Here is a 13,989-nt window from a genome sequence, read left to right as displayed (position 1 = left end):
GGAGAAAGGCGATGTCGAACCCGCGTACATGGCTTCGACGGTTAAGGACCGGTACAAAGCCTTCTCTGGAGACGCGTTTTACGTAGCAGAGTACGACACGACCTACCGTCAGCTTCGCTACAACAAGAGATACGAATATCTAGGCGCAGAGGCAATCAGCTATACATCGGGTTGGTACGGCCCCAACTATGGACACATAACCCAGTTCAAGTGTAACTACCGTGTGTACAACTAAAGCAACCCGGCCGGGACGAGGGGTGACGCAAAAGCGTCGCCCCTCGTTTTTAACCATGTCAACTGAACCTAGTTCAGTTTGGTTGATTTCCGATCTCAGCCGAACACATTGAGCGGAAAGGCCGTTCCCGCAGTCAGTCGAACGTCCCCGGGGCCCTTCTCAGGCCCCGGGGACGGCATTTTCCCAGTTGAAGGAACGGTGGAGATGTGTTTCGATGGGTCAGATTCGTGTCGTTCCGAAAAGACCGTGAACCTTTTGTGGGACACGCGGCGCCGTGGTATCATAGCCGAGTTTGTTGTCTTGGTCGGAAACCAAGACGCCTTATGCGCTGATCGGTAACCAGCGCCTGACCAATAAGGAGTCCTACCATGAAGCAGGGTATCCATCCCCAGTATGTCGAGTGCACGGTGACGTGCTCCTGCGGCAACACCTTCAAGACGCACGCTACCGTGTCCGAGATGAAGGTCGAGCTTTGCAACGAGTGCCACCCGTTCTACACCGGCCAGCAGAAGTTCGTCGACACCGGTGGACGCGTCCAGCGCTTCGCCGACAAGTTCGGTGGCGCCGCTGCCGCCCAGCTCAAGAAGGCCGAGGAGGCCAAGGCTGCCAAGGCCGCCAAGGCTGCTGAGGCCGAGGCCGCTCGCAAGGCCGCCGCTGAGGCTAAGGCTGCCGAGAAGGCTAAGCGTGCTGCTAAGTTTGCCGAGGAGGCTGCCAAGCAGGCCGCCGAGGCTCCCGCAGAGGCTCCCGTCGAGGAGGCCGCTGCCGAGGCCGAGACCACCGAGGCTGCTGAGTAAATAGCTCGCCGCGGAATCACTCGCATTCATGGCATAAGGGCCGTGCATCCGTTTGGGTGCGCGGCCCTTTTCTTTTTATTGGTGCAAACCAACCTGCCCCCATTGCACCAAATGGCAGAGAGGCGGCGTTTGCCCAGATAAAACCTGCCAAAATTAACCTGTCCCATTGTGGCAGGTTGGTCGTAGTTATTACGTGGCGGTCGAGGTCGACCGTATAGGCCGCGCCTTGTTTGGCTAAAGTACAATCATCTGTGTTTAACTCGCCCGCAACTGCACGACGTGGGCGATGGCCAAAAAGGAAAACCACATGGGATTCATGTCAAAGCTGCTGTCCTTTGGATCCGATAAGGACCTTAAGCGCTACTACAAGATCGTCGACCAGATCAACGGTCTTGAGCCCCAGTTTGAGAAGATGACCGAGGAGGAGCTCCGCGGCCAGACCGATAAGTTCCGCGAGCGTTACGCCAACGGTGAGTCGCTCGACGACATGCTCCCCGAGGCCTTTGCCACCGTGCGTGAGGCTTCCAAGCGCACCATGGGTATGCGCCACTTTGACGTGCAGCTCATTGGCGCCATGGCACTGCACGAGGGCCACATCGCCGAGATGAAGACCGGCGAAGGTAAGACCCTCGTCTCCACGTTGGCCGGCTATCTCAACGCTATTGCCGGCAAGGGCGTGCACGTCGTTACTGTCAATGATTACCTTGCCAAGCGCGACTCCGAGTGGATGGGCCGCATCTACAAGTACCTGGGCATGACCGTCGGTCTGCTCCAGAACAACATGCCGCTCGAGCTCAAGCGTCCGGCCTACCAGGCCGACGTCACGTACGGCACCAACTCCGAGTTCGGTTTCGATTACCTGCGCGATAACATGGTCACCCGCCCCGAGCAGCGTGTGCAGCGCGGCCACAACTACGCCATCGTCGACGAGGTTGACTCCATCCTGATCGACGAGGCGCGTACCCCGCTGATCATCTCGGGCGCCGGCACCAAGTCCGCCAGCACCTACAAGGACTTCGCGCGTGCCGTGCGTGGCCTTGAGCGCGGCGAGGACGTGTCGCACGACATGCTCACCGCCACCGAGGACGTGGAGCCCACGGGCGATTATGTCATGGACGAGGCCAAGCACACCATTGCCGCCACCGAGCGCGGCCTTAAGAAGATTGAGCGCCGCCTGGGTATCGATGACATCTATGCCGATCTCTCCGGCCAGCTGGTCAACCACCTGCAGCAGGCGCTGAAGGCCCAGTACATGTTCCACCGCGACAAGCAGTACGTGGTCACCAACGGCGAGGTTAAGATCGTCGATGAGTTCACCGGTCGTATCATGGAAGGCCGCCGCTACTCCGAGGGCCTGCATCAGGCCATCGAGGCCAAAGAGGGCGTGCTCGTGCGCGAGGAGAACCAGACGCTGGCAACCATCACCCTGCAGAACTACTTCCGTCTGTACGACAAGCTCTCCGGCATGACCGGCACGGCACTTACCGAGGATGCCGAGTTCCGCGAGATCTACAAGCTGCCCGTCGAGGTCATCCCCTCCAACAAGCCCGTGCAGCGCGTGGACCACGAGGACCTGGTGTACCGCACCATTCAGGCCAAGTACAACGCCGTTGCCGACGACGTCGAGCGTCGTCACGCCAAGGGCCAGCCGGTCCTGGTGGGCACCGTCTCCATCGAGAGCTCCGAGAAGCTGTCCGCCGCCCTTACCAAGCGCGGCATCGCACACGAGGTCCTCAACGCCAAGCACCATGAACGCGAGGCCCACATCGTGGCCCAGGCCGGACGCTACGGCGCCGTGACCATCGCCACCAACATGGCCGGTCGTGGTACCGACATCCTGCTGGGCGGCAACCCCGACGAGTTGGTGCGCGAGCGCCTGGAGTACGAGGGCCTGACCATGGAGGACGTGACGCCCGAGCAGCTCGAGCAGTTTAACGCCGAGGCCAAGGAGACTTGCAAGGCCGAGCGCGAGCGCGTGCTTGCCGCCGGTGGCCTGACCGTTATCGGCACCGAGCGCCACGAGTCCCGCCGTATCGACAACCAGCTGCGCGGCCGCTCCGGTCGTCAGGGCGATCCGGGCGAGACCCAGTTCTACCTGTCGCTCGAGGACGACCTCATGCGCCTGTTCGGCGGCGACAAGATGGACCGCGTCTCCAAGATGATGGTCACGGCCGACATGGGCGACGACATGCCCATCCAGCATAAGATTATCTCCAAGGCCGTCGAGAGCGCCCAGCACAAGGTCGAGAGCATCAACTTCTCCATGCGTAAGAGCGTCCTTGAGTACGACGACGTCATGAACAAGCAGCGCCAGGTCATCTACGCCGAGCGCAACAAGATTCTGGACGGCAAGGACCTGACCGACCACATCACCGAGGTCATGCACGATACCGTGTACCGCTGCGTGCAGGAGTTCTGCACCAAGGACAGCCACGAGGGCGAGCGCGATCTTGAGGGTTTGCGTAAGTGGGTTGTGGAGCTCACCGGCCACATCGATACGCCGAAGTTCCCCGACGAGGATTATGAGGCCCTGGCTGCCGATGTCCTGGCTTACGTAGAGAAGTGCTACAACATGAAGGCCGAGCGCTTGGGCGAGGACCTGATGCGCGAGCTCAACACCCAGGTCATGCTGCGCGTCATCGATACCCGCTGGATGAACTACCTGCAGGAGATGGACTACCTCAAGACCGGCATCGGCCTGCGCGGCTTTGGCCAGCGCGACCCGCTGGTCGAGTACAAGACCGAGGCCTACGGCGCGTTCCAGATACTCGTCGATACCATGTATGAGGATTACCTGCGCACGGTTCTGCGCATCGAGATCAAGGCTGCCCCGCGTGCCGTGGAGCACAAGGAGGAGCCCGCGCTCGAGGGCGCGCGCTTCTCCGGTCCTGCCGAGGTCGATGGTGACAACGGCGACTCGGTGCTGCGCAAGCAGGCGCAGGTGCAGGCCCGCACGGCTGTCCAAGGCGGACCGGCTGCCGTCAACAACGGTGGCAAGGTGACCACCTATCGCAAGTCCGAGAGCGACGATCCGTACGTCAACGTGGGCCGCAACGACCCGTGCCCCTGCGGTAGCGGCAAGAAGTTTAAGTACTGCCACGGCAGGAATCGTTAATGGCTGAGGCTTTAGAGGTGACGCCCGCCGAGCTGGACGCGTTCGCGGACCGGCTCGGCGAGGTCGAGTCGTATCTCCATTTGGACGAAAAGCGCACGCGCGTGACCGAGCTCGAGGCTAAAAGCGTGGCCCCCGGCTTTTGGGATGACGCCGACGCTGCCCGTGCCACTATGGAGGAGATCGCGCGCACCAAGGAAGATATCGCTGCCATGGACACCGCGCGCGGCGAGCTTTCCGATGCCCGCGCCGCGCTGGAGCTTGCCGAGGAGATGGGGGATGACCCCGACGCCGTCGCCCTTCGCGAGGAGGCTACAGCCACGGCTGAGCGCCTGGCCCGTGCCATCGATGAGCTTGAGCTTTCGAGCTGGTTTACCGGTGAGTTCGATCACGGCGATGCCATTGTGACTATCAAGCCCGGACAGGGTGGTCTGGAGGCCCAGGACTGGACCTTCATGCTCTTTAAGATGTACATGAAGTACTGCCAGCGTCGCGGCTGGAAGGTCACCATCAACGACTGTCCCGCAGCCGAGGTCATCGGCATCGACCGCGCGACCTTTACCGTCGAGGGCAAGGACGCATTTGGCATGCTGCGCGCCGAGGCCGGCGTCCACCGCTTGGTTCGCATTAGCCCCACCGACGATAAGAAGCGCCGCCAGACCACGTTTGCCGGCGTCGAGGTCATCCCCGTGCTACCCGATGATATCGACATCGAGATCAGCCCCGATGACATCCGCGTGGACGTGTACCACGCGAGCGGCCCGGGCGGTCAGGGCGTCAACACCACCGACTCCGCCGTGCGCGTGACGCATTTCCCCAGCGGCATTGTGGTTACCTGTCAAAACGAGCGCAGCCAGATTCAGAACAAGGCCGCGTGCATGCAGATCCTCAAGGCCCGCCTGTACGAGATTGAGCTCGAGAAGCGCGCCGAGGCCCTGGATGAGATCCGCGGACCCAAGACCACGATTGGTTTTGGCAACCAGATTCGCAGCTACGTGCTCTACCCGTACCAGATGGTCAAGGACCTACGCACGGGCGTGGAGACCAGCAATGTCGAGGCCGTTCTTGACGATGGCGACCTGGACCCGTTTGTTATTGGCTACCATCGCTGGGCCACCGGCAACGCCGACGCGGAGACCCCGTCTGCATAAACCGCCCGGTTTATGTGGAGATGGATTAAAACCCTCCCAGCAGGGTGGTTTTGTATCCAGAGCAAACCCTGCGCAGGGGTGGTTTTTGTCCGGCGAATCGGTAGAATCGAATACAGCAAGAAGTTCGAAGCGCATCCGTTTGGGTGCGCTTTTTTGAGGGAGGCAGCATGGCATATCGTCTGGACATCAAGCGCATTCTATCGATGAACTTCTTTCACGACCTGCCCCAGATTATGTTGGGGTGCGCTCTGGCCGCTATTGCGACCGACCTGTTTTTGATTCCCAACGGCCTTGCTGCCGGTGGCGTTACGGGCCTTGCCACCATTATCCAGGCGGTCGGCGCATCGCGTGGCCTATCGCTTCCCGTTGGTATTCAGACGATCGTGATGAACGCCTTGCTGTTGCTGGTCGTTATGCGCGAAGGTGGCATGTTCTACGTGGTGCAGACCGCGACGGGCTTTGTGCTGCTGGGCTTCTTTACCGATCTGTTCGCCCCGTTTGTAGCACCTCTGGCGGATGCGGACCTGATGCTCCCTGCCATGTGGGGCGGCATTATAACGGGCATCGGTTACGGCATGGTGTTGCGCGCCGGCGCCAACACCGGCGGCTCGGACACGATTGGCCAAATCATCTCGCGTAACACCTCGCTGCCGGTGGGCTCGACCGTCATGGCGATCGATGTTGCCGTATGCGCGCTGTCGGCTCCGGTCTTTTCAATCGAAAACGCACTATATGCAGGCCTTTCGATGGTCATTAGCGGCTACGTGATCGATGCCGTGGTCGATGGTGGCAACAAGCGCCGTATGGTACTCATCATCTCGGACAAGTTCCCTGATATCGCTGCCGATATCATGTATGGCCTGGGTCGTGGTTGTACCAAGTTTAAGGCGACTGGCATGTATTCGGGTGCCGAGAAGCCGGTGATTATGGTCATCGTGAGCCGTCGAGAGCTCAATACCCTCAAGACGATCGTGCGCGAGCGCGATCCTCACGCCATTGTGACGGTCGCTGACGTTACGGAAGCCTTCGGCGAGGGATTCAAGGACATTAGCGCGTAGGGTCGATCGCGTTCCATCCAAAAGACGTTCACATTGATAAACCGTTTCATCAGCGGTTCTGCCTGCTAAATTGTTCAAATAATGATAAAAACTCTGGTAAAGCCATCAGTTTCCAGCATAATGAATGACGTACGTGCATTGCGGCTGTGTTGGGACTACCTTTCCGTGCCGTGCGCATCTTGTCTAAAGAGGATGAAAGGAAGGCACAATGAGCGACGAAGAGCTCAAAAAGGTTGCCAACGAGGTAAGGAAGGGCATCGTCACCGGCGTGCACGCTGCCAAGTCCGGCCATCCGGGCGGTTCGCTCGGCGCTGCCGACATCATGACCTATCTGTACTTTGAGGAAATGAACGTCGACCCGGCCGATCCCCGCAAGGCCGACCGCGATCGCTTTGTGCTCTCCAAGGGCCATTGCGCTCCGGGCCTGTACGCCGTGCTCGCCGAGCGTGGGTTCTTTCCCAAGGAGGATCTCGAGACGCTGCGCCATATCGGCAGCCACCTGCAGGGTCATCCCAACATGAACGACACCCCGGGCGTCGACATGTCCACCGGCTCGCTCGGCCAGGGCATCTCCGCCGCCGTGGGCATGGCCGTTGCCGCCAAGCACTGGGGCGACGACTATCGCACCTACGCCCTGCTGGGCGACGGCGAGAGCGAGGAGGGCCAGGTTTGGGAGGCCGCCATGTTTGCCGGCAACCAGCAGCTCGACAACCTCTGCGTGATCGTCGACCATAACGGCCTGCAGATCGACGGCCCCGTCGAGGAGGTCAACGACCCCATGCCGCTCGCCGACAAGTTCCGTGCCTTTAAGTTCCACGTGGTGGAGCTTGCCGACGGCAACGATTTCGACCAGATCCGCGCCGCCTTTGCCGAGGCTCGCGCTACCAAGGGCCAGCCGACTGCCATTATCGCCGAGACCATGAAGGGCAAGGGCGTTTCCTTTATGGAGAACCAGGTGGGTTGGCACGGTAAGGCCCCCAACGATGAACAGTTTGAGCAGGCCATGGCAGAGCTCACGGCCGCCGGAGAGGAGCTCTAGGATGGCAGACGTCAAGAAAATCGCCACGCGCGTAAGCTACGGCGAGGCCCTCGTCGAGCTCGCCAGCGAGCACGATGACTTTGTGGTCCTCGACGCCGACCTGGCCGCCGCCACGCAGACCGGTAAGTTTAAGGCCGCTTGCCCCGACCGCTTCTTCGATGTGGGCATCGCCGAAAGCAACCTGATGGGTGTCGCCGCCGGTATCGCGACCACCGGTCGCGTCGCCTTCGCGAGCAGCTTTGCCATGTTTGCCGCCGGCCGCGCCTTTGAGCAGGTCCGCAACTCCATCGGCTACCCGCACCTCAACGTTAAGATCGGTGCCACGCACGCCGGTATTTCGGTGGGTGAGGATGGTGCCACGCACCAGTGCTGCGAGGATATCGCCCTCATGCGCGTCATCCCCGGCATGACTGTGATCGTTCCCGCCGACGACATCGAGGCCCGCGCCGTGACGCGCGCCGCTTACGAGTGCGACGGTCCGGTGTACATGCGCTTCGCCCGTTTGGCCTCGCCGGTTATCAACGACCCCGAGACTTACAAGTTCGAGTTGGGTAAGGGCATTGTCATGCGCGAGGGCGCCGATGTGACCATCATCGCCTGCGGCCTGATGGTCGGCGAGGCTCTCGAGGCCGCCGAGCAGCTCGCTGCCGAGGGCATCGACGCCGAGGTCATCAACATGCACACTATCAAGCCCATCGATGCCGACCTGATCGTCAAGAGCGCCACCAAGACCGGCCACGTCGTGACCGTCGAGGAGCATTCTGTGATCGGTGGCTTGGGCAGCGCCGTTGCCGACGTCTTGTGCGAGCAGTGCCCGACGCCGCTCAAGAAGATCGGCGTCAACGACACCTTTGGCGAGTCCGGCCCGGGTGCCGAGCTCTTGCACAAGTATGGCCTGGACGCCGCCAACATCGTGGCGACCACCAAGGAGTTCTTGGCCTAGGGCAAGACGAGGCAAAGTATCGCTTCAGCAACCGTATGCAATCCATAACAGGGGCGTCCTCAAAGAGGACGCCCCTGTTTTTTGTCGGCAACAAACAAATTAGGCCCGCACCAAGTAAAGGCTTTCTCCGGGAAACGGGCCCAGACCAGCAAAGTGCAATTCAGCCCCCAAGCACGGTGCTGCTGCACCCAAGTAAAACGCAGCGACCCCTTAGTTATCGCAGGCCGGACACAGGGTTACTTTCCAAATCTTTCCGCAGGACGGAGGAGCCCCCGCCGCACGTAGTGCGCAGCGGAGGCTCCGACATGTCCGAGGACGATTTGGAAAGTAACCCTGTGTCCGGCCGGAGGGACCCAAACACGGCCATGCTTCTTATGTGCAGCAAAGCTAATGCTGCTAAAATATTAAGCGCTCATGTAGTTTAAACGCACGACGATAAGGAGCACCAGTGGGTAACCACTTCCGTACCTCCGGTGCGGGCGATGATGCCCCCAAGACGCAGGCAGGCGTCCAGGGCAGTCGTTTCGCCACTCCGGATTCAGAGGGCCAGCCTGTTGCTCAGGCCCCCGCTCAGCCGGCAGATCAGGCACAGCCGGCATCCGATCCCTTTGCCTACAATCCAACCAGCGATGTCGCGCTTTCCGGCACGGCGGGTTTTGAGCCCGTTCAGGTCGTGACCGCTCGCGTGGAGCAGCCTCAGGCTGGTGCCGCCACGCCGCAGCCTACCATGGCCGGCATTCCCGACCCCTTGTCCCCTGCGACGCCGGCTCCTCAGCCTGCGCAGTCCGGTCTCTTTGCCGCTATTCCCGACCCCACGCAGCCTGCTGCCCCGGTGGTCGAGAGCGATCAGGCAGCCGAGGTCGCAAGCCTCGACAACGCGCTCAACAACCCCGATTTTACGTCGGTGTTTGCGCCCATCGATCCGCAGGCCAGCCGCAAGAAGATGGCCAAGCAGGCCGGTGTCGAGCCCGTCATCCTTATGGAGCATGTCGCCAAGATCTATCCGGCACAGCCCAACAAGCCTGCACTCGACGACATCAACATCGAGATCTATCCGGGCGAGTTCGTCTTCCTGGTCGGTCACTCCGGCTCGGGTAAGACCACGCTGCTGTCGACGCTCAACCGCGACGTCAAGCCGACGAGCGGCCGCATCCTGGTTGCCGGTCAGGACCTCATGAAGATCAAGAACCGCAAGGTTCCGTTCCTGCGCCGCCAGATTGGCGCCGTGTTCCAGGACTTTAAGCTCCTGCCGCAAAAGACCGCCTACGAAAACGTGGCGTTTGCCCTGCAGTGCATCGGCAAGCCCAAGGGCGTCATTCGCAGCCAGGTGCCCGAGGTGCTGCGTCTGGTCGGCCTGGCCGATCAGATGGACTCGCTGCCCGACCAGCTTTCCGGTGGCGAGCAGCAGCGCGTTGCCGTCGCCCGCGCTATGGTCAACCGTCCGCCGCTGCTGATCTGCGACGAGCCCACGGGTAACCTCGACCCGGCGATCTCGCTGGGCATCATGAAGCTGCTCGAGCGTATTAACCGCACCGGCACCACCGTGATCGTCGCCACGCACGACCGCGAGATGGTCGATAGCATGCACCGTCGCGTGATCGCCCTCGAGGGCGGCCACGTTATCCGCGACCAGGAGAGGGGAGGTTACGGTAACTATGGCACCAACTAACGTGGGCTACTCCTTCAAAGAGGCAATCAGCCACTTCTTCCGTAACTGGACTACCTCGCTCGGCGCCGTCATCACGATCTTCCTTTCGCTGTTTATCATCGGCCTGTTCATCATGGGCTCCGCGATGCTGAACTCCGTGATCGGCACCGTCGAGGATCAGGTTGTCATCAACGCGTTCATTAGCGATGACGCTGATCAGGCCGATGTTCAGGCTTTTGAGGCCGAACTTAAGACGTGGAATAACGTCAAGTCCGTGACCTATAAGGACAAGGACGACGCGCTGGCCGAGTATACGAGCAAGATGTCGGGCAACGCCGACGCCACCATGAGCGCGCTCGATGGCCAGAACCCGCTGCCGGCTTCCTTTGCTATTGAGATGGACGATCCGTCCAAGGTCGAGAGCACGGCAGAGAAGCTCAAGAAGGATGACGATTTCCAGAAGATCGCGGATGACGGCGACGTCAACGCGAGCGTGCTGTACGGCCAGGAGAAAGTGAGCCGCCTGTTCCAGGTGACCAACTACATCCGCATTGCCGCCGTGGTGCTCGTTGGCCTTCTGACCTTTATCGCATTCATCTTCATCAACAACACGATTCGCCTGTCCATCACGGCGCGTCGTCGTGAGATTGCGATTATGCGTCTGGTCGGCGCCAGCAACGGCTTCATTCGCGGCCCGTTTATCACCGAGGGCGTACTGCAGGCCATTTTGGGCTCGCTGCTTTCCATCGGCGTTCTTGAGCTGCTGCGCAATCTGATGATTCCGCGTCTGCAGGAGAGCATCGGCTGGATGTCGTTTGCCCTGCCGATGCAGTACTACCTGGTGACCTATGCTGCGCTGATTCTGGTCGGCGTGATTATCGGTCTCTTTGGTTCTGCCATCGCCATGCGCCGCTACCTGCGCGTGTAGGCATGCCTGGAACTCATCCCTTCCAACGGGTCGTCTCTTATGGGGCGGCCCGTTTTTTGATCCCTAGAGGACGGCAGGAAAGCGATTCATTTGGGTAGACTCTTTGGAGTTCGCAATCGATAGTTAGGAGGCGCCATGGGGCGCAATAACAAGCATAAGCGTGGAGCTCGCAATAAGCGCGGGCCGGTGCGCAGCGAACGCCGTCCGAGCCTGACCGGGCGCGTGCAGCTCCATGAGCACAGTGCCTATGTCATAACCGAGAATGGCGACTACAAGGTCATGGGCCGCGGTAAGCGCGAGATCATGGATGGCGATACCGTTGCCGTGAGCATTAAGAACAGCCCGCATGGCGAGCGTCGCGCCGTGATCGAGGGCGTGGTTGAGCGCGCAGCTATAAGCGTGGTGGGCACGTACCAGACCGCCGGTCCGCTCGGTGTGATTGAGCCGCTCGATTCGCGCCTGAAGGCCGACTTCTTCATTTTGCCCGAGGATACCTCGGCGGATCGTCTGGGTGTCCACCCGGGTGATGCTGTTGTCGCGCGCATTTTGACCTACCCGACGCGCCTGGAATCGGGCACTGTGACGATCGAACGCCGCATTGGCGGAGATGACGCGCCCGATTTGGGCGTTCAATATGTGATGGCGCGTTACGGCTATACCGATAGCTATCCCGAGGCCGCGCTGGCCGAGGCCGAGGGGCTTTCGCTCGATGTGTCCGCGGCGCTTAAGGACCCGCTCCGCCGCGATCTGCGCGACCGCTTTGTCATCACGATCGACCCAGTCGACGCGCGCGACTTTGACGATGCCGTTTCGTTGGAGCGCACGCCCGAGGGTGGCTACAAGCTGGGTGTGCATATCGCCGACGTTTCACACTATGTGGCTTGGGACGGACATATCGATCTTGAGGCTCGCCATCGTACGACATCGGTGTATCTGGCCGATCGCGTGCTTCCCATGCTGCCCGAACGCCTGTCCTGTGACCTGTGCTCGCTTCGCCCTGACGAGGACCGTCTTGCGTTTACCGTCGATATCGAGCTCGATGCGCAGGGTCGCGTGCGGCATTACGATCCGTACCCCAGCGTGATTCGCTCGCGTGTGCGTATGGACTATGACGGCGCCGAGGCGCTGCTGGTGCGTGCCGGCGCGGTTGAGTATTCGGTGCTGGAGGGTGCGGCCGAGGATGTTGCGGCTGCCGAGACCTCGCGCGAGGAAGCGCTTGAGCGCGGTCTTGCGTGCGAGGAGGCCGCCCGCGGCTACAACGTCGACCTCGGCGATTTCCTTGTCGCCGCCAACGAACTCGCCGAACTCCGCCGTCGTATCCGTCGCGCCCGCGGCTCAGTCGATTTTGACACGGCCGAGATTCGCGCTCTGTTGGATGAGGACGGAGTACCCGTGCAGATTGTGGCGCGTGAGCGTTCGTGTGCCACGTCGCTTATCGAGGAAGCCATGCTGCTCGCCAACGAGTGCGTTGCAGAGTGGCTGGCAGACCGTGATATCGAGGCCTGCTATCGCGTGCATGAGGATCCGAGCCCCGATAGCCTGCACGGTGCTGCCGTTGCGCTGGCGCAGCTAGGCATCATCGACGATCGCCGTGCTGCCGGAATTGCCCTGGGGAGTCCCGATGAGCTGCAGGCTGCAGTTGATGCTGCCGCCGGTACGGCCAACGCACCGCTCGTCAACACGCTGCTTCTGCGCAGCATGCAGCGCGCGCTGTACAAGCCGCGCAACGAGGGCCACTTTGCGCTCGCCGCGCCGTGCTACTGTCACTTTACGAGTCCCATCCGCCGCTACCCCGATCTGGTGGTGCACCGCGTGCTCAAACTGCAGTTGGCCTATGAGCGGCTTGGCGGCAAGGACGCCTTGGTCCGTACGCCGCGGCTGATCGGCAAGGGGCGCGAGTCGCTGCCACGCATTCTGCCGCAGATCTGCCGCGCATGCAGCGATGCCGAGCGCGCGGTAGATGCCGCCAGCCATGCGACGCAAAAGATCAAGATTGCCCAGTACTATGAGGACCGTCTGGGCGAGCGCTATGCCGGAACCGTCTCGTGGGTTAGCAGCATGGGCCTCTTTGTGCGCTTGGACCTAACGCAGGTCGAAGGCTTGGTTTCGATCAAGAGCCTGGGCAACGAGTGGTTCGAGTTTGACGAGGACGCGCTTACGCTGACGGGCGCCGACACGGGGACTCGCTATGAACTGGGTCAGCGCGTGATTGTCGAGGTCTCGCGCGTCAATACCACGCGTGGGCACTTGGACTTTAAGCTTATCCATTAGCCAAATCCCGACTCATGGTGGGGGAGCGGAGGGCGGCCTTTCGGGACCGCCCTTCGCATTTGAATCATGGCTACCTTGCCGTCTGCTCGGCCGCCCGCTTACCTGCTATTTGAGAGGTAAAACCTACCAAAATAAACCTGTCCCTTTTGGCAGGTTTACAAGAAAGCGGGGATGAGATGGCGACGGTGTACGGTTATGCGCGGGTGAGTTCGCGCGATCAGAACCTGAATCGGCAGCTGGATGCGCTGGGCGCCTATGGCGTGGGCTCGGCGAATATTTATGCCGACCATGCGAGCGGCAAGGACTTCGATCGACCGCGTTATCGCGAGCTGCTGCACGTCCTGGGAGACGGGGACGTGCTGGTGGTGCTTTCTATCGACCGACTTGGCCGTAATTACTCCGAGATTCTTGAGGAATGGCGACGCATTACCAAGGAGCTCGGGGTTGCCATTGTGGTGTTGGACATGCCATTGCTTGACACGCGCGCTAGGTCCAGCGGCGCGCCGGATGTGACCAACGTCCTGATTGCCGATATTGTGCTGCAACTGCTGAGCTACGTGGCGCAGGTGGAGCGCGAGAATATCCATCGGCGCCAAGCGGAGGGAATTGCAGCGGCGCGGGCGCGAGGGGTCCGTTTCGGTCGACCTCGCAAGCCGTGCCCTCCTCAGTTTGAGCTGGTGCGCGATAGCTATGAGGCAGGCGATATTACCCGCAGCCAGGCAGCAAAGTGCCTGGGCGTGTGCGTGGGGACGTTCGATCGCTGGATGCGCGAGGCGGGGTAGGGGTTTGCGTCGCTTTGTCGCTTCCTGT

At 61.1% G+C, this 13,989-nt stretch carries 11 protein-coding genes; all 11 read left to right on the top strand.

Annotation, left to right across the window (positions count from 1 at the left end):
- On the top strand, positions 1-235 hold a 235-nt coding region (locus RX395_RS05610; protein WP_316366113.1), incomplete at its 5' end, for a hypothetical protein.
- A gap of 368 nt (positions 236-603) precedes the next feature.
- Complete coding sequence (rpmE, locus tag RX395_RS05605; RefSeq protein WP_006235303.1) at positions 604-1,029, top strand: 50S ribosomal protein L31; 426 nt, start codon at positions 604-606, stop codon at positions 1,027-1,029.
- A 307-nt stretch (positions 1,030-1,336) separates the two neighbouring features.
- Positions 1,337-4,144 (top strand): preprotein translocase subunit SecA, encoded by a 2,808-nt coding sequence (gene secA / locus RX395_RS05600; protein WP_316366111.1) that lies wholly within the window; start codon positions 1,337-1,339, stop codon positions 4,142-4,144.
- Entirely contained in the window at positions 4,144-5,292 is a 1,149-nt protein-coding gene (gene prfB / locus RX395_RS05595; protein ID WP_316366109.1) for a peptide chain release factor 2, read from the top strand. The genes secA and prfB overlap by 1 nt, the downstream gene beginning before the upstream one ends.
- 167 nt (positions 5,293-5,459) lie before the next feature.
- Positions 5,460-6,350 carry a YitT family protein gene (locus RX395_RS05590; RefSeq protein WP_035137417.1) on the top strand — a complete coding sequence of 297 codons (891 nt, stop codon included), beginning with the start codon at positions 5,460-5,462 and terminating at the stop codon, positions 6,348-6,350.
- Positions 6,351-6,558: 208 nt separating this feature from the next.
- On the top strand, positions 6,559-7,389 hold the full coding sequence (locus RX395_RS05585) for a transketolase (protein ID WP_055285663.1): 831 nt from the start codon (positions 6,559-6,561) through the stop codon (positions 7,387-7,389).
- A 1-nt stretch (position 7,390) separates the two neighbouring features.
- Entirely contained in the window at positions 7,391-8,332 is a 942-nt protein-coding gene (locus RX395_RS05580; protein WP_316366106.1) for a transketolase family protein, read from the top strand.
- A 448-nt stretch (positions 8,333-8,780) separates the two neighbouring features.
- Positions 8,781-10,001 (top strand): cell division ATP-binding protein FtsE, encoded by a 1,221-nt coding sequence (ftsE, locus tag RX395_RS05575; RefSeq protein ID WP_316366104.1) that lies wholly within the window; start codon positions 8,781-8,783, stop codon positions 9,999-10,001.
- Complete coding sequence (gene ftsX / locus RX395_RS05570; protein WP_316366102.1) at positions 9,988-10,908, top strand: permease-like cell division protein FtsX; 921 nt, start codon at positions 9,988-9,990, stop codon at positions 10,906-10,908. Before ftsE ends, ftsX begins: the two co-directional genes overlap by 14 nt.
- 135 nt (positions 10,909-11,043) lie before the next feature.
- A complete protein-coding gene (locus RX395_RS05565) occupies positions 11,044-13,179 on the top strand; it encodes a ribonuclease R family protein (RefSeq protein ID WP_316366100.1) in 2,136 nt (711 codons plus the stop codon).
- 176 nt (positions 13,180-13,355) lie between these two features.
- The gene (locus RX395_RS05560) at positions 13,356-13,961 is read left to right on the top strand and encodes a recombinase family protein (protein ID WP_316366099.1); all 606 of its coding nucleotides are present in this window, start codon (positions 13,356-13,358) and stop codon (positions 13,959-13,961) included.
- The last annotated feature ends 28 nt before the right edge of the window (positions 13,962-13,989 follow it).

The organism is Collinsella aerofaciens, assembly GCF_032584215.1.
In the GTDB taxonomy this organism is placed as follows: Bacteria; Actinomycetota; Coriobacteriia; order Coriobacteriales; family Coriobacteriaceae; genus Collinsella.
The sequence above is the reverse complement of the archived record's forward strand: the minus strand, read 5'-3'. Positions and strand labels throughout refer to the sequence as shown.